Origin of the sequence: Nocardioides sp., assembly GCF_036274455.1 — a bacterium.
In the GTDB taxonomy this organism is placed as follows: Bacteria; Actinomycetota; Actinomycetes; order Propionibacteriales; family Nocardioidaceae; genus Nocardioides.
In genome coordinates this window covers 78,320-94,395 of the sequence record NZ_DASUFR010000069.1, presented here as the reverse complement: position 1 = coordinate 94,395, position 16,076 = coordinate 78,320, and the positions used below count along the sequence as shown (strand labels likewise).

The 16,076-nt window shown below is 71.7% G+C and carries 13 protein-coding genes and 1 pseudogene; 7 read left to right on the top strand and 7 right to left on the bottom strand.

Annotated elements, in window-relative coordinates:
- Positions 1–6: 6 nt before the first annotated feature.
- Both VFV89_RS06690 and VFV89_RS06685 read right to left on the bottom strand, forming a co-directional pair.
- The gene (locus VFV89_RS06690; protein ID WP_329705137.1) at positions 7–1,083 is read right to left on the bottom strand and encodes an inositol-3-phosphate synthase; all 1,077 of its coding nucleotides are present in this window, start codon (positions 1,081–1,083) and stop codon (positions 7–9) included.
- Positions 1,084–1,107: 24 nt separating this feature from the next.
- A complete protein-coding gene (locus tag VFV89_RS06685; protein WP_329705136.1) occupies positions 1,108–1,692 on the bottom strand; it encodes a PadR family transcriptional regulator in 585 nt (194 codons plus the stop codon).
- A gap of 204 nt (positions 1,693–1,896) precedes the next feature.
- Here VFV89_RS06685 and VFV89_RS06680 point away from each other — a divergent pair, with 204 nt between their 5' ends.
- Together VFV89_RS06680 and VFV89_RS06675 are read left to right on the top strand one after the other, a co-directional pair.
- Positions 1,897–4,356 (top strand): transglycosylase domain-containing protein, encoded by a 2,460-nt coding sequence (locus tag VFV89_RS06680; RefSeq protein WP_329705135.1) that lies wholly within the window; start codon positions 1,897–1,899, stop codon positions 4,354–4,356.
- A 1-nt stretch (position 4,357) separates the two neighbouring features.
- Positions 4,358–5,827 (top strand): glycosyltransferase family 87 protein, encoded by a 1,470-nt coding sequence (locus VFV89_RS06675; protein WP_329705134.1) that lies wholly within the window; start codon positions 4,358–4,360, stop codon positions 5,825–5,827.
- On the opposite strand, the gene VFV89_RS06670 is transcribed toward VFV89_RS06675, so the two are convergent.
- On the bottom strand, positions 5,788–6,843 hold the full coding sequence (locus tag VFV89_RS06670; RefSeq protein WP_329705133.1) for an alanine racemase: 1,056 nt from the start codon (positions 6,841–6,843) through the stop codon (positions 5,788–5,790). The two genes, VFV89_RS06675 and VFV89_RS06670, sit on opposite strands and share 40 nt — an antisense overlap.
- On the bottom strand, positions 6,840–7,982 hold the full coding sequence (locus tag VFV89_RS06665; protein WP_329705132.1) for a lipid II:glycine glycyltransferase FemX: 1,143 nt from the start codon (positions 7,980–7,982) through the stop codon (positions 6,840–6,842). The genes VFV89_RS06670 and VFV89_RS06665 overlap by 4 nt, the downstream gene beginning before the upstream one ends.
- Positions 7,983–8,149: 167 nt before the next feature.
- Between VFV89_RS06665 and VFV89_RS06660 the strand changes: the two genes are divergently transcribed.
- The 4 genes from VFV89_RS06660 to VFV89_RS06645 are packed head-to-tail and all read left to right on the top strand — an operon-like array spanning position 8,150 to position 13,254.
- The gene (locus VFV89_RS06660) at positions 8,150–8,749 is read left to right on the top strand and encodes a sigma-70 family RNA polymerase sigma factor (RefSeq protein ID WP_329705131.1); all 600 of its coding nucleotides are present in this window, start codon (positions 8,150–8,152) and stop codon (positions 8,747–8,749) included.
- Positions 8,750–8,751: 2 nt separating this feature from the next.
- On the top strand, positions 8,752–9,249 hold the full coding sequence (locus VFV89_RS06655; protein WP_329705130.1) for a hypothetical protein: 498 nt from the start codon (positions 8,752–8,754) through the stop codon (positions 9,247–9,249).
- Between the two features lie 49 nt (positions 9,250–9,298).
- Entirely contained in the window at positions 9,299–10,828 is a 1,530-nt protein-coding gene (locus VFV89_RS06650) for a S8/S53 family peptidase (protein WP_329705129.1), read from the top strand.
- A gap of 17 nt (positions 10,829–10,845) precedes the next feature.
- Complete coding sequence (locus VFV89_RS06645; RefSeq protein ID WP_329705128.1) at positions 10,846–13,254, top strand: CHAT domain-containing protein; 2,409 nt, start codon at positions 10,846–10,848, stop codon at positions 13,252–13,254.
- A 47-nt stretch (positions 13,255–13,301) separates the two neighbouring features.
- On the opposite strand, the pseudogene VFV89_RS06640 reads toward VFV89_RS06645, so the two are convergent.
- Positions 13,302–13,838, bottom strand: a pseudogene (locus VFV89_RS06640) (DUF5317 family protein); the annotation flags it as partial.
- Positions 13,839–13,987: 149 nt separating this feature from the next.
- Here VFV89_RS06640 and VFV89_RS06635 point away from each other — a divergent pair.
- Positions 13,988–14,359, top strand: a complete 372-nt coding sequence (locus tag VFV89_RS06635) for a hypothetical protein (RefSeq protein ID WP_329705127.1) — start codon at positions 13,988–13,990, stop codon at positions 14,357–14,359.
- Positions 14,360–14,513: 154 nt separating this feature from the next.
- Here VFV89_RS06635 and VFV89_RS06630 read toward each other — a convergent pair whose 3' ends face one another.
- Both VFV89_RS06630 and VFV89_RS06625 read right to left on the bottom strand, forming a co-directional pair.
- A complete protein-coding gene (locus VFV89_RS06630) occupies positions 14,514–15,302 on the bottom strand; it encodes a deoxyribonuclease IV (protein ID WP_329705126.1) in 789 nt (262 codons plus the stop codon).
- 42 nt (positions 15,303–15,344) lie between these two features.
- Positions 15,345–16,064: an SDR family NAD(P)-dependent oxidoreductase gene (locus VFV89_RS06625; RefSeq protein ID WP_329705125.1), complete on the bottom strand. Its 720-nt coding sequence runs from the start codon at positions 16,062–16,064 to the stop codon at positions 15,345–15,347.
- Positions 16,065–16,076: the final 12 nt, after the last annotated feature.

The following is a 16,076-nucleotide window of genomic DNA, read 5'->3' as shown; positions in this document are numbered from 1 at the left end:
GAGTGTTCACTCTTCTCCCTTGATGAACGCCTCCACCCGGGCGCGGCCCTCGTCGTCCGGGCGCTGCACCGGTGGGGACTTCATCAGGTAGGAGGAGGCGGACAGGATCGGGCCGCCGATGCCGCGATCCTTGGCGATCTTGGCCGCGCGGATCGCGTCGATGATGATGCCCGCGGAGTTGGGGGAGTCCCAGACCTCGAGCTTGTACTCCAGGTTCAGCTGCACGTCGCCGAAGGCCCGCCCCTCGAGGCGGACGTAGGCCCTCTTGCGGTCGTCGAGCCACTGCACGTAGTCCGACGGGCCGATGTGGACGTTCTTCGCACCGAGGTCCCGGTCAGGGATCTGGGAGGTGACTGCCTGGGTCTTGGAGACCTTCTTGGACTCCAGCCGCTCGCGCTCGAGCATGTTCTTGAAGTCCATGTTGCCGCCGACGTTGAGCTGGTAGGTGCGGTCCAGCGTCACGCCGCGGTCCTCGAACAGCTTGGCGAGCACCCGGTGGGTGATGGTGGCGCCGACCTGGGACTTGATGTCGTCGCCGACGATCGGGACGCCTGCCGCCTCGAACTTCGCCGCCCACTCGGGGTCGGAGGCGATGAAGACCGGCAGGGCGTTGACGAAGGCCACGCCGGCGTCGATCGCGCACTGGGCGTAGAACTTGTCGGCCTCCTCCGAGCCCACCGGCAGGTAGGAGACCAGCACGTCGGCCTGGACGTCCTTGAGCGCCTGCACGACGTCGACCGGCTCGGCCGCGGACTCCTCGATGGTCTCGCGGTAGTACTTCCCGAGCCCGTCGAGCGTCGGACCGCGCTGCACCTCGACGCCGAGGGTCGGGACGTCGCAGATCTTGATCGTGTTGTTCTCGGAGGCGTTGATGGCCTCGGAGAGGTCCTTGCCCACCTTCTTGTCGTCGACGTCGAACGCCGCCACGAACTCCACGTCGCGAACGTGGTAGTCACCGAAGGTGACGTGCATGAGGCCCGGCACGGTCGCGGCCGGGTCGGCGTCCCTGTAGTAGTGGACACCCTGGATCAGGGACGTCGCACAGTTGCCGACGCCGACGATTGCTACTCGAACCGAACCCATGGGGGGCGTTCCTTTCCTCTGTCCTCAGGACGTTTCTGCGGTGGTGGGCGGGGTGCCCAGGTTGGGCTTCGTGGGGTTGCTGCGCTCGGCGTTGATGAGGTCGGAGAGCCAGTTGACCTCGCGCTCGACCGACTCGACGCCGTGCCGCTGGAGCTCGCCGGCGTAGCGGTCGACCTCCTGCTCGGTCATGTTCAGCTCGCGCTGGATCCGGTCGAGCCGCTCCTGGAGGCGGGTCCGCCGCCCCTCGAGCACGCGCAGCCGGATCTCCATGTCGGTCGAGGAGAAGAAGGCGAAGCGGATGTCGAAGTTGTCGTCCTCCCACGCGGTGGGACCGACCTCGGACATCAGCCGCTGGAACTCTCGAGTGCCGGCCGCGGTCACCTGGTAGACGATCTTGGGACGGCGTGACATCGGGGTCGACGCCGTCGACTCCTCGATCAGCTGGCCCCGCAGCATCTTCTTCAGCGTGGGGTAGAGCGAGCCGTAGGACAGCACGCGCCCCCACCCGAGCATCAGGTTGAGCCGCTTGCGCAGCTCGTAGCCGTGCATCGGTCCCTCGTGCAGCAGCCCGAGGACTGCCAGCTCGATGGTCTCCGCACGCCGTGCCACAGACATATCGTAGCGATATATCCACCGATTGGGAATGCCCGGTACGTACAGCCAGTACATAGAACCGGTACATCGGTGACAAATCCACACGCTTGTCAGGTGAGACCAGGGGCGACCGGTCCGTTGTCACCGCGCCCGACGTGACGCGACGCACCATCGCGCCGAGTCGGCCTTTCTCGGGCCGGTTGCGTACCCTCGGTCGACGTGGCAGGCAAGCGGAAGGCGGGCTCGGGCAACGGCAAGAGCCGTCCTCCCGCCAAGAAGGCTGCCGCCAAGGCGCCGGCCACGAAGGCCACCAAGTCCACGAAGACCGCGAGGTCCACGAAGGCCCCCAACGGCAAGCCGGACGTCCTCGGCAAGAACGGCAGGCCCAGGAAGCCGCGCACCCGCGGCGCCAGGATCCGTCGCGTCCTGCTCTACGTGCTGCTCGCCGGGCTGGTCTGCGTGCTGGTCGCGTGCGCGGGCTTCCTCTACCTCTACAAGACCACCGACCTGCCCGACCCCAACGCCGACTTCGAGACCAACACCTCCTTCGTCTACTACGACGACGGCAAGGGCGGTCAGGGTGACCAGATCGGCCAGTACGCCGTCCAGAACCGCGACGCGATCTCCTATGACCAGATGCCGCAGAACATCAAGGACGCGGTCGTCGCCGCCGAGAACCGCACGTTCTGGAGCGACAGCGGGATCGACTACAAGGGCATCGTCCGTGCGCTGTTCAACAACGCGCAGGGCAACGCCACCCAGGGTGCCTCGACCATCACCCAGCAGTACATCAAGATCCTCTACCTCACCCAGGAGCGCACCTACACGCGCAAGCTGAAGGAGGCGATCCTCTCCCTCAAGCTGGGCAAGGAGGTGAGCAAGCAGGAGATCCTCGAGGGCTACCTCAACACCATCTACTTCGGCCGCGGCGCCTACGGCATCCAGGCGGCGGCGAAGGCGTACTTCGAGAAGGACGCCCACGACCTGACCCTCCAGGAGTCGGCGACCCTGGCCTCGATCATCAACAACCCCTCGCAGTACAACCCCGACGCCGGGAAGGACGCGAAGAAGGCGCTGCGCGAGCGCTACCGCTACGTCCTCTCCGGGATGGCCAGCGCCGGGAAGATCACCGAGGACGAGGTCAAGAAGGCGGGTCGCAAGCTGCCCAAGTTCTCCCCGGGCCAGACCGACGACAAGTACGGCGGCCAGCGGGGCCACGTGCTCTCGATGGTGAAGAACGAGCTCACCACGCTCACCAACAAGGAGACCGGGCAGCCGTTCACCGAGTCCGAGATCGACGGCGGCGGGCTGCGGATCACGACGACCTTCACCAAGAAGGCGATGGACGCCGCCGAGCAGGGCGTCAACGAGGTCCGCCCCGAGGGCAAGCAGTACAGCGACAAGAACCTCCACGTCGGCGTGGCCAGCGTGGACGTCGCGACCGGCGCGGTCCAGGGGATGTACGCCGGCCAGGACTACCTCGACAGTGAGATCAACTGGGCGATCGCAGGCGGCCAGGCCGGCTCGTCGGTCAAGCCGTTCTCGCTCGCCGCCGCGCTCAAGGCCGGCTACTCGCTCAAGGACACCTTCGACGGCAACTCGCCCTTCGAGCTCGAGGACGGCACCGAGATCCGCAACGAGCAGGACACCGACTACGGGTCGGCCGTCAACCTGCTCAAGGCCACCGAGGACTCGATCAACACCGCGTTCACCGACCTCACCGTGTCGATGCCCGACGGGCCGCAGCAGATCCTCGAGATGATGAACAAGATGGGGATCCCGCCCAACAAGGGCCCGGGCAAGCACTACGGCTTCCCGCGCGCGAGCGCCGGTCTCGACCCCTACCCGAGCATCACCCTGGGCAGCGCGACGATCAGCCCGATCAACCTGGCCAACGCCTACGCGACCATCGCCAACGGCGGCCGGTTCCATGAGCCGTTCATCATCGAGAAGGTGACCTCGAAGGACGGCGAGGTCCTCTACGACCACTCCGAGAGCGACCAGCAGGTCATCGACAAGGAGCAGGGCGCAGACATCGCCGCGGACGTCAGCTACGCGCTGCAGCAGGTGGTCCAGCAGGGCACCGGCACCGCCGCCCTGGGTCTGGGCCGGCCCGCCGCGGGCAAGACCGGCACCGCGACCAACGACAAGGACCAGGTCGACTCGGCCTGGTTCACCGGCTACACGCCGCAGCTGGCCACGTCGGTGATGTACGTCCGCGGCAAGGGCAACGAGCAGCTCGACGGCTGGCTGCCGTCGTACTTCGGTGGCGACTACCCCGCCGACACCTGGACCGACATCATGAAGCGCGACATGGAGGGTGTGGAGGTCGAGGACTTCCCGCCGCCGGCGAACGTCGACGGCGACGCGCCCGAGGACGGCCACGCCCCGACCCTCCCGCCGAAGCCGACGAAGTCGCCGACGCCGACCCACTCGCCGAGCGAGACCGGCAAGCCGACGAAGACGCCGACACAGGTGCCGACACCCACCCAGACGCCGACGACCGAGGTGCCGCCGCCGCCGACCAGCACACCGCCGCCCCCCACACCACCGACGCCGACCGACACCTGCGGCATCCTCGGCTGCGGGACACCGACGCCGACCCCGAGCTCCACGACCAGCCCGTCGGCGGGCCGGGCGATGGCGTTGCCGGCGTTCTGGAACCGGATGCGCTGGTGACGTGACGCGCCTTCCCGAGCCGCCCGGGGAGCCGTCCGGGAAGGGGTCCGGGGGCAGGGGCGACCACGTCCACCCGACCCTGGACGACCCGGTCGTCACTGCGCTGAGCGAGGGCGTGGGCGGACCCTTCGGGCGCCGGTCTGCCGGTCACCCGTGGTGGACGCCGGTGCGGGTGCTGGTGCTCATGGCCGCGGTGTGCTTCGCGCTCGGGATGGTGCAGAAGAGCGGCTGCTACCAGGGCCACTGGGCCAACGAGGACCGCTACACGCACATGTGCTACTCGGACCTGCCCTACCTCTACACCGGACGCGGGCTGGTCGAGCTGGACTGGCCGTTCTCCGACGACCCGCAGGTGCGGGCCCGCTACGAGGTGATGGAGTACCCCGTCGGCATCGCCTACTTCGCCTACGGTGCCGCCTGGGTGACCCAGAAGGTGACGGGTGCGGGCGACGTCTCCACCCGCGCCGACCAGCCGACCGGCGACGTGGCCGCGACCGGCCAGGTCCAGAAGGAGCTGCGGGGCTTCGTCATCGTCAACACCCTCGTCTTCGCGGCGCTGGCGATCCTGTCGGCCTGGCTGCTCGCCGGGGTCAATCCGCGGCGGCCGTGGGACGCCGCGATCTTCGCCGCCTCACCGACCCTGCTGCTCACCGGGATCATCAACTGGGACATGCTCGCGGTGGTCTTCGTCGCGGGCGCCCTGTTCACCTGGGCGCGCGACCGGCCGCTGGCGACCGGCGTCCTGATCGGGATCGGTACGGCGACCAAGCTGTACCCGCTGTTCCTGCTGGGACCGATCGCCATCATCTGCCTGCGCCAGCGCCGCTACCGCGACCTGGTCGACACCGTGCTGGCGGCGGCCGCGTCCTGGTTCCTGCTCAACGCGCCGGCCTACCTCAGCGGCAGGGCCGAGTGGATGCGGTTCTGGGAGTTCAACTCCGAGCGCGGCCCCGACCTCGGCTCCGGCTGGCTGGTGCTGAGCCAGATCCGTGAGACCACCATCAGCGCGGGCACGGTCAACCACTGGTCGTGGGCGCTGTTCGGGCTGTGGTGCGTCGCGGTCGCGGTCGTCGGCCTCCGCGCGCCGTCCACGCCCCGGCTGGCCCAGCTCGGCTTCCTGGTCGTGGCGGGCTTCCTGCTCGTCAACAAGGTCTACTCGCCGCAGTACGTGCTGTGGCTCCTTCCCCTGGCCGCCCTGGCCCGGCCCCGCTGGCGCGACCAGCTGGTCTGGCAGGCGTGCGAGGTCTTCTACTTCGCCTCGGTCTGGTGGTACCTCCAGGGAGACCTGCAGCCCAGCGAGGGCCAGGACGTCGGCTTCTACTGGGTCGCGGTCATCGTCCGGATGCTCGGCGAGCTCTACCTCGTGGCGATGGTGACGCGCGACGTGCTGCGTCCGGAGCACGACGTCGTCGAGCGGGAGCCGGACCCACCTCAGCCGATCTCGACGCGGTCGAACGTCGTCGCGGTGTAGCGCACCCGCGCGTCGACCTCGTCACCGACCTCGGGGGCGCGGGCGTCACCGGGCAGCCACAGCATCGAGGCCTGCATGTGCGGCGGCTCGGCGAACCACCGCTGCTTGCCGTCGACCCAGAACGGCGACCGGGTGCGTCCTGTCGCATCCAGCCCGCCGCGGGCCGCGACCGCCGCGCGGGCCCGCAGGCCGCTCTCGCCCATCGGCGACTCGAGCCCGATGCCGTGCGCGGTGCCGCCGCTGACCACGACCAGGTGCCCGTCATGCCGGGCGGCGCGTCCGCGGTAGCCGTAGACGTCGCCGCGCCGCAGCTCGTGGACGTCGAGGACGGTCGCGGTGACGTGGAGCGCCTCGCGGTCGCCGAGCCACAGGTCGGTGCCGATGCGCGGGCGCAGGGTCAGGTCGGCGTACGACGTGCGGAGGGTGGCCAGCTCGGCCGGCGTGAGGTGGCTGACCCACACCGTCGTCGTCGGGAGGTCGGCCGCGACGAGGTCGGTGAGCAGCCGCTCCACCTCGGCCTGGTGACCACGCGCGCCCGCCAGCGGCAGGTGCAGGGCGACGCCCTCGAGCCGGCCGCCGCCCAGCCTCCCACCCAGCTTCCCGGCCAGGTCCCACAGCTGCTGTGCGGTCATGCCGTGGCGTCGCATCGACGTCTCGAGCTCGAGCACGAAGCGCGCACCGGGCATCGCCTCGAGCAGCCCTGCCAGGTCGCCGGGACGGCTCACGGTGTGGATCACGCGCTTGCGCAGCGCCGGGTCCGGCGCGGGCTGGAAGGACCGCCACGGCGTGAGCATGAGCAGGTCGTCGGCGTACCGCGACGCCACCTCGGGCAGCTCCTCGTAGGTCCCGACCGCGAGCGTGTCGACGCCCAGCCAGCCGGCCCTGCGGGCCAGCCGGCCGAGCGAGAAGCCGTAGCCGTTGCCCTTGGCGACCGGGACCAGCCCGGGCGTGGCCTCGGCCACGGCGCGCAGGTGCGCGCGCCAGCGGTCGCCGTCGACGCGGAGCGTCAGGCTCATCGCCGCCTGCTCATGTAGAGGTCGAAGGCCTTGTAGAGGAGCCGGCTGAGCGGCAGGTCCCACTCGCCGGCGTACTCCACCGCCTCGCCGCCGGTGCCGACCTTGAACTGGATGAGCCCGACGTGGCTGTCGTCGGCGTCCAGCGTCGGCGTGATGCCGCGCAGGTCGTAGACGTCGGCACCGGCGGCGATCGCCGACCGCAGCATCGCCCACTGGACGGCGTTGGAGCCGCGGACGTCGCGCTTCTCGGTGGAGGAAGCGCCGTAGGAGTACCACGCGTGCGCGCCGACCCGGACCATGATCGTGGCCGCGACCAGGTCGCCCTCGTGGCGGGCGAGGTGGAGGCGGAACCGGTCGGGGTCCTCGCCGCCGAGCGCGTCGGCCATCACCCGGAAGTAGGCCAGCCCGCGCGGGGTGAAGTGGTCGCGCGCGGCGGTGTGCACGTAGAGGTCGTGGAAGAGCTTGAGGTCGCCCTCCTCGTCCCCGCGACCGGTGCTGGTGGTGACCTCGACGCCGGCCTTGTCGGCCTTCTTGATGTTGCGCCGCCACAGCTGGTTCATGCCGGCCAGCACCTCGGCCTCGGTGCGGCCGGCCAGCGGGACCTGGAAGACGTACTGCGGCTGGCCGATCGCGAACCCTTCGTCCGTGCCTTGGGCTCGCCAGCCGAGCGAGGTGAGCTGGGAGACCACGCGGGCGCCGACCGGGTCGCGGTCGTGGGGCGGGAGGTCGCCGAGCCGGCGCACGGCCGGGGCGGCCAGCCCCTCCTTGACCTGGGCCGCGGTCCAGCGACGGGTGACCACCGGCGGCCCCATCCGGATGCCGAACGCTCCGCGCTCCTCCAGGTACGCCGCCATCGGCGCCAGCCAGTCGCCGAGCCGGTCGGTCGACCAGTCGATGACCGGACCCTCGGGCAGGTAGGCGAGGTGACGCCGCAGCCGCGGCAGCCGGCGGTAGAGCACCAGCCCGGCGCCGACGAGCTGCGCGTCCGGCTCCGGGCCGGCGTACCAGCCGAGCGACTCGTGCCGCCACTCCGACTTCACCCGGCCCCATGCCGGGGTCTGCAGGAAGCTGGCCGAGCGCTGCGCGCGCAGGAACGCGAGGTGCTCCTCCGGGCCGATGGAGCGCACGGTGGGGGTCACTCGCCGAGGCTATCGGCCGCCGGGAACATCAGCGCCGGACCCTCGGGCCTCGCACCCGAGGCACGAAGGTGCGACGCTGTGCACTCGACGTGTATCAGGCTCCGGCCGTGCGGCTCCTGTACGTCGTGACAACTCGGTTACACGGTGGGTCCTCGGGGGAGGTTCGCTTGACCATCGGTGGCGCCGCGACCGAACGTCCGGGCGAGGTCTGGAGCCAGGCCGCGTCCGCGTTCGAGCGCTGGACCGCGGGTGACGCCGTCGCGCTCGACGACCTGGTCCGGGTGATGACACCCGTGCTCTGGCACGTGGTCCGCGCCTACCGCCTGTCCAACGAGGTCGCCGAGGACGTCGTCCAGACCACCTGGCTCTCCCTCGTGCGCTCGCGCGAGGCGATCCAGGAGGCAGCCGCGGTCGGCGGATGGCTCACCACCACGGCCCGCCGTGAGGCCTGGCGGGTGGCCAGGGCGACCGGCCGGGGCATCCCGGTGGAGGACGACGAGCTGGCCCGCCGGCTGCCCGAGGAGGAGTCACCCGAGACCGAGGTCGTCCGCCGTGACGGCGAGGACCGGCTGTGGGACGCCGTCGAGAAGCTGTCCGAGCGGTGCCAGGCGCTGCTGCGGATCGTGGCCTTCGAGCACCGTCCCGACTACTCCACGATCGCGGCGAACCTCGGGATGCCCGTGGGCAGCATCGGCCCGACCCGGGGCCGTTGCCTGTCCAAGCTGCGCGCACTGATCCAGGCCCGACCCGACGTCACGGGGGACTGACGATGACTGACCTGCCCGAGCTCACCGACGACAGCATCTTCGCCGGCATCCGCGCCTACTGGGACCTCCACGACCCCGTCCCGGAGGACCTCGTCGCCCGGGCCCAGGGTGCGGCCGCGCTGGCGGCGTCCGAGCTCTACGACGTGGGCCTCGACATCGAGCTGATGCTCCTCGTCGAGCGCACCGAGGAGCTCGCGGGCGCCCGCGGCGGCTCTGCGACGGCGTACACGCTCCGCTTCGCCCACGACGGCGTCGACCTGCTGCTGCGGGTCTCCGGCGAGGGAGCGAGCTCGCGCATCGACGGCTGGGTGGTACCACCGTCACCGATCGCGGTGGTGGTCCAGCGCGAGACGGCTTCGGGCTGGTCCGACGCCGCCGCCATCGACATCGGTGACACCGGTCGCTTCGAGCTCCCCGAGCTCGCGCCCGGGATGCTGCGGCTGCGCCTGGAGCCCACCGACGGCAGCACCTCGTTCATGACACCCGCCTTCGAGATCTGACCCGCCTCCGAGACCTGACCCCAAGACCTGAGGAGTTCCATTGCTTCCCGTGCCGGACCGCCAGGCCCCGTCGGACGCGAGGAGGTGGGCGGGAGACCCGTGGCAGGTCCGCGTCCTCGACCCTGCGACGGCACCGCAGGTGAACAACCGGCCGGTGCCGCTGTCCACCGCCTACGTCGGCCCGCGGGTCCTGGTCCGGAGGGGCCCTGGCGACGAGGAGGTGCGCGGCCACCTCACCGAGGCCGCGAAGGAGCTCGGGTGGAGCCTGGAGTTCAAGGGCGAGGACCGGCGCACCCAGGGGCTGGACTTCGGGATCCTGATCGGCACCATCACCGTGGCCGAGGGCCGCGCGGTCCGCCCGCCCGACGGCTTCCTCCTGCTGCAGCAGGCGCGGGCCAGGGCCGGCGACGACGCGATCCGCGCCGCGGGGCTCGACCACGTGCTGCACGCGACCACCTCGGGCATCTCCTCCGACCCGCTGCACGACTCGAGCCCGCTGCACGACTCGAGCCCGCTGCACGACTCCAGCCCGCTGCACGACTCGAGCCCGGTGCACGACTCCAGCCCGGCGATGAGCTATGTCTACGCCGGACAGGGCGGCCGGCAGCCGGTCCGCTACGTCGGCAGGCCGCCGGTGCGGCGGCCGGACTCCGAGATCGCGGGACGCCGGCCGGTGGTGGCGATCCTCGACACCGGCTGCGGCAGCCACCCCTGGCTCGACGGGATCGTGAAGACCGACGTCACGCTGGACGGCCACGCGATCGGCTACGACGACGCGGCGACGGACCCGGAGGTCCGCTTCGACCAGGTCGGCCCGCTCGACGGCGTCATCGACTCGCTGTCGGGCCACGGGACCTTCATCGCCGGGCTCGTCTACCAGACCTGCCCGGACGCCGACATCGTCAGCTGGCGCGTGGTGCCCAGTGACGGCCCGATCGTCGAGTCCGACCTCGTCATCGCACTGAGCCAGATCGCCGAGCTGGCCAAGCGCTACCGGGACGGGACCAGCACCCAGCCGATCGACATCCTCAACCTGTCGATGGGCTACTACCACGAGAGCCCGGACGACGCGGCGTTCGACCCGATCATGATGGGGATCCTGGAGGTCATGGCGAGCCACGGCGTCATCGTGGTGGCCTCGGCCGGCAACAACTCGACGACCCGGCCCTGCTACCCCGCCGGGTTCAGCACGTCGTCGATGACGATCCCGGTCGTCTCCGTCGGGGCACTCAACCCCAACGACACCGACGCCCTGTTCAGCAACGTCGGCAGATGGGTGACGGCCTACCGGCCGGGCGCCGCGGTGGTCAGCACCATCCCGCCGGTCTTCAGGGGTGGCCTCGAGCCGGCGGCCAGGTGGACCTCCCACCACCGGCTCCGCGAGTCGCTGGACCCCGACGACTTCAGCAGCGGGTTCGCCGTCTGGAGCGGCACCTCGTTCAGCGCACCGATCGCGGCCGGCGAGCTCGCCGAGGCCCTGACCGGCAAGCTCGAGCTGAAGGGGGAGGTCGAGCCGTCCGAGACCGCGGTCGACATCGCCCGCACCGCGATCAGCGAGTGCTTCTCCGCAGCGCCCTGAGCGCCGACAATGCGCTGGTGTCCTCTGCGAGGGAGCTCTACGAGCGCGGCGTCGAGGCGGTCAACCGCGGCCGCCACGCCGACGCCCGGCGGCTCCTCGAGCGCGCCCTCGCCCTTGCCGACGAGCCGGACCTCGTGGCCCGGATCCTCGGCAGCCAGGCCTACCTGAGCTTCGAGACCGGGGACTACCCCGCCGCGCTGACGCTGTTCGAGACCGCGCTGGAGCTGCCGGGTACCAGCCCGGACGCTCGCGGGACGGTGCACTCCCAGATCGGCCTGGTCGAGATGCTGCGGGGCGACGGCAACGCGGCGCTCGGGGCGTTCGACGTCGCGGCGGAGCTGGTCGGGGACCCACAGGTCCGAGCCCGCGTGCACCTCAACCGCGGGAACGTCCACCTGCAGCGCAACCAGCCCGGACCGGCCGCGGCGGACTTCACCGAGGCGGCTCGCCAGTACCGCCTGGCGGGCGACGAGTACGGCGCGGCCAAGGCCGAGCACAACTCGGGGTACAGCCGGTTGCTGGAGGGCGACGTGCCGGGCGCCCTGCACGACATGTTGGCCGCCTACGAGACGGTGGCGTCCGAGGGGCCGGTGATGCGGGCGATGGTCGAGCAGGACCGGGCGGAGGCGCTCATCGCCGCCGGGCTGGTCGACGAGGGCGTCGAGTCGTTGCGGGCGGCCGCGGCGGCGTACGCCCACCGGCGGCTCTACCAGCGCCAGGGCGAGGCCGAGCTGGCCCGGGCGCGCTACGAGCGCGACCCGCGCCGGGCCCGCGAGGCCGCCCGTCGGGCCGCCGAACGGTTCCGTCGAGGCTCGGCCGACAGCTGGGTCGCCCGGGCCGAGGCCGAGGAGCTCGCCGCCGACGTGTCGCTGGGCCGGCTCGACGACGCGGTCGAGCGCGGCGACCGGATCGCCGCCGAGCTGGACCGGCACGGGCTGCGCTGGAACGCCGCGGCAGCGCGCCTCCAGGCGGCCGCCGCCCTGGTGGCCCGGGGGAGTCTCGAGGCCGCGCGGGCCCGGCTCCGGGCGATCCGGGTCACCGGCCGGGCGCCGCTGGCCGTGCGGCTCACCGACCGGGAGGTCCGGGCGGCCGCCGCGCCCCGGAGCTCCCGGGCGCTCGCCCACGTGCGGACCGGGCTCGACGACCTGCACGCGTGGCAGAGCTCGTTCGGCTCGCTGGACCTCCAGACCAACGTGGTGGGCCACGGCGTCCGGCTCGCGGTGCGCGGGCTCGCGCTGGCCGCCGGGTCGCGGTCCGACGCGGTCCTCTTCGAGTGGTCGGAACGGGCCCGGATGCTCGCCTCCCGGATCCAGCCGGTGCGCGCGCCGCAGGACCCGCAGACCGTTGCCGACCTCGCCGAGCTACGGGCCGGCCTCGCACCGGAGCGGGAGGCCGAGCTGCGGCGCCGGATCCGGGAACGGGCCTGGCAGCGCAAGGGCTCGGGCGAGGTCGCCGACCCGGTGCCACTCGAGCAGCTGCAGGCCGGGCTGGGCGACGACACCGCGCTGGTCGCCTACGTCGTGACCGCCGACCGGGTCGTGGCGCTGGTGGTGACGTCGGCCGGCACCCGTCGCCACGAGCTCGGCGGCCGGGACCGCCTCGGCGACGTGCTCGGCGGGCTCCTGCCCGATCTCGACATGGCGGCCGCCGAGCTCCCGGCCGCGCTGGCCGGCTCGGTCAGGTCGGCCCTGGCCCGGCGGCTCGACGCGGCGGCGGTGCTCCTGGTCGATCCGCTGCTCGGTGACCTCGGCGAGCGGCGGCTCGTGCTCACCCCGTCCGGCGTCCTGGCGGGTATGCCCTGGACCCTCCTGCCCGGGCTGGCCGGCCGGCCGGTCGTCGTGGCACAGAGCGCCACCTCCTGGCTGGCGCGCACCGCCCCGCCGCTGCGGGCGCGGTCGGCGGGGTTGGTCGCCGGACCGCGGGTGGTGCGGGCGGAGGCGGAGGTGCGCGCTGCCGCGGCTGCCTGGCGCCGGGCGCCGGTCCTCCTGGGCCTGGAGGCCACCGCCCCGGCCGTCTCCGAGCTGGCGGGCCGGGTCGACGTGCTGCACGTGGCCGCGCACGGCCGGCACTCGGCGGAGAACCCACTCTTCTCCGGTCTCGAGCTGGTCGGCGGGCCGTGGTTCGGCTACGACATCGACCAGCTGCCCGCCGTACCGGACATCGTCCTCCTCTCAGCGTGCGAGGTCGGTCGCTCCACGGTCCGGTGGGGCGAGGAGCTGATCGGGATGACCGCCGCCTGGCTGCATGCCGGCGCCCGCTGCGTCGTGGCCAGTCCGGCCGCCGTCAACGACCACGCCGCTCACGATGCGCTGGTGCGCGTCCACGAGGCGCTCGCGGGCGGTGCGGACCCGGCTTCGGCGCTGGCCGGGACGGTGGCCGCAGTGACCCCGGACGCGGCGCCCACGCCGTTCTTGTGCTTCGGATGAGCAGGGGCGACGAGGATCGAGAGGAAGTAGGACAGGAGGATCGCGCAGCCGACGGCCAGCAGGATGTCGCCCGGGCTCACCACGACGTCGAGGGGTGGGACCGGCAGGACGTCACCGAGGAGCAGCGCCACTGGGTGCGACCCGTCCACCGCGACGTAGCGCGGGTCCGGGTGGTCCCCGGGCATGAGGTAGGCGCCCTCGGTCCGCACCGCCGCGACCAGTAGGGGCATCGAGCCGAAGACCAGCATGGCCACCGCGTTGCCCGCGGCGCCGGCCGCCGTGCACCGGATACCCCACTGGACCACGCGGGAGCCCTGGCGCCGGTTCAGCCCGATGAAGACCGTCGCAGCGACCAGGATGACCCCGGCGAGGAGCCGGTTGACCACGGCGTCGGGCATCACGCCCGACGCGACCTGGTCACCCTGCAGCCGCGTCGCCGCGAACGACGCGACCACGACAACCGGGGCCACCGCGAGCCCCCGGACCGGGGTCGCCACGGCCAGGCCGTCCCGGAGCAGCACCCTGAGGACGACACCGCAGGTCAGCGGTGTCGCCAGCAGGACGACCAGGCCCGTGTCCGGCATGCAGCATCAGTACACCCGTCCGGGCCCAGGACCAAGTGCGATACCTGGCTGGACCAGCGAACTTTTCGACCGGTTGGCGTATCTGACCCCCATGGACGGTGCTCCTCACCGCCGACAGCTCGTTCGCAGCGCCATCCAGGAGACAGGTCATGACCGTGTTGATCCAGCCGTCGCCGAGCAGCCCCGCGCCGACGTACGCCGACGACCGGTTCGTCGTCGTGCACGACCCGAAGCCGGGCACGATCGTCGAGCTCGCGCCGGGGAGCCAGCTGGCCGTGACGTTCCGGCGGGGCCTGGGGCCGAGCCGCTGGCGGGTGACCGGGCTGCCGGGCCACCTCGTGCTGCTCTCGGCCGGCGGCCACGTCTTCCAGTTCCTCGTCTTCGACGGCTCCGACGGCGCGGTACCGGTGCGCTTCGAGCGTCGCCGCTCCGATCACGAGATGGCGCACGAGGTGTGCGAGCTGCTGGTCGTGCCCGACAGCGTCAGCCGCGCCGACGCACGAACATCCACATCCGCATAGCCGCGAACCGCGTGACCTGACGGCCACGGTGGCACCGGCGTCGCTGTGAGCGGCTGCTCGCCTGCTTCTCGGCGCGGTCCTGAGCTTGCAGGCCATTGCAAAGGCCGCGGAGTTCAGCGATCCCAGGTGAACCTGGGATCCCTCCCGGGATGAATCACAGCCGCTCGCGGAGCCAGGCGAAGTCGGCCTGGTGCTCCTGCGCGCCACCGGGCGTCTCGCAGACCACCGGCGCGTCGGCGTCCCTCACGATGGCCACGAGCAGGTCGGGGTCGACCTTGCCGGCGCCGAGGCTGGCGTGCCGGTCGGCGCCGGAGTCGAACTCGTCGCGGCTGTCGTTGCAGTGCACGAGGTCGATCCGGCCGGTGATCTTGCGGATGTCCTCGACGATCGTCTCGAGCGGGTTGCCGCCCGCGTGCGCGTGGCAGGTGTCGAGGCAGAAGCCGACCATGTCGAAGCCCTCGGCCTTGGAGATCGCCTCCCACACGCCGGCGATCCGGTCGAGGTAGCGGGCCATCGCGTTGGTGCCGCCCGCGGTGTTCTCGATGAGCAGCGGGATCTTGATGTCGGTGGCCTCGATCGCCTTGCGCCAGTTGTCGAACCCCTTGGCTGGGTCGTCGTCGTCCTGGACGTGCCCGCCGTGGACGATCAGCCCCTTGGCGCCGATCTCCGCCGCGGCGTCCATGTGCTGCTGGATGAGCTTGCGGCCGGGGATCCGCTGGCGGTTGTTGGTGGTGGCGACGTTGATGGGGTAGGGCGCGTGGACGTAGAGGTCGACCCCGGCCTCCTCCGCATCGGCCTTGAGCCCCTCGGCGCCGCCGGCGTAGCGGACCACCGGACCCTTGTAGCTCTGCGGGTCACCGAGGAAGAACTGCACCAGTGGGGCGTTGCGGGCCTTGGCCTCCGCGATCGGGTCGGTCTGCTCGACGTGGGCTCCGATCAGCATGCAGCCAGCCTAGGCCCGGCGACCCATGACCACCTGGGGGCGTCACCAGGGCAGCGGCCCGTTCCGTCCGATGAAGCCGGCGGCGAGCTCCTGCGCCGTGCACGCCGTCACGATCGCCTCCGCACCCTGCTCGACGGTCTGCGTCCCGGAGAACCCGTTGAGGGCGGTGGCCGTGTAGCCCGGGTCGACCGCGGTGACCCGGACGTCGGGCAGCGACTTGGCGTACATCGTGGTCACCATGTTGAGGGCGGCCTTCGACGACGGGTAGACGATCCCCCACAGGGTGGACTCGATCCGGCCGCGGTCGAGGGTGATCCCGAACGAGCCCATCCCGCTGGAGACCATCACCAGCCGGGGCTGCGCTGCCTTGCGGAGCAGCGGGAGGAAGGTGTTGGTCACCCGCACCGGGCCGAGCAGGTTGACGCCGAGGACCGGCAGGAAGTCCGCCGGTGCGGTGTCCTCGGGCAGTGCACGGGTGCCGCTGGCGCCGGCGTTGTTCACCAGGACGTCGAGCCCGGTGCCGGACGCATCGACCACGTCGTACGCCGAGGCGATGCTGTCGTCGCTGGTCACGTCCAGCGGCACGACACGGACATCGGCCGTGGGGTCGTCGCTGCGGATCCGGTCGGCGACGGCCTCGCCGGCGGGGGCCTCGCGGGCGCCCAGCCAGACCGTCCAGCCGAGGGCGGCCAGTCGGTGGGCGGTCTCGGCGCCCAACCCCCTGGTGGCGCCGGTGATCAGGACGGTGGTGCTCGCAGTCATGTGCTCAACCGT

Bases quoted from the DNA above. Each gene is read 5' to 3' on its own strand.
- VFV89_RS06690 (WP_329705137.1), bottom strand. From the start codon at position 1,083: ATGGGTTCGGTTCGAGTAGCAATCGTCGGCGTCGGCAACTGTGCGACG.
- VFV89_RS06670 (WP_329705133.1), bottom strand. From the start codon at position 6,843: ATGAGCCTGACGCTCCGCGTCGACGGCGACCGCTGGCGCGCGCACCTG.
- VFV89_RS06655 (WP_329705130.1), top strand. From the start codon at position 8,752: ATGACTGACCTGCCCGAGCTCACCGACGACAGCATCTTCGCCGGCATC.
- VFV89_RS06635 (WP_329705127.1), top strand. From the start codon at position 13,988: ATGACCGTGTTGATCCAGCCGTCGCCGAGCAGCCCCGCGCCGACGTAC.
- VFV89_RS06630 (WP_329705126.1), bottom strand. From the start codon at position 15,302: ATGCTGATCGGAGCCCACGTCGAGCAGACCGACCCGATCGCGGAGGCC.
- VFV89_RS06625 (WP_329705125.1), bottom strand. From the start codon at position 16,064: ATGACTGCGAGCACCACCGTCCTGATCACCGGCGCCACCAGGGGGTTG.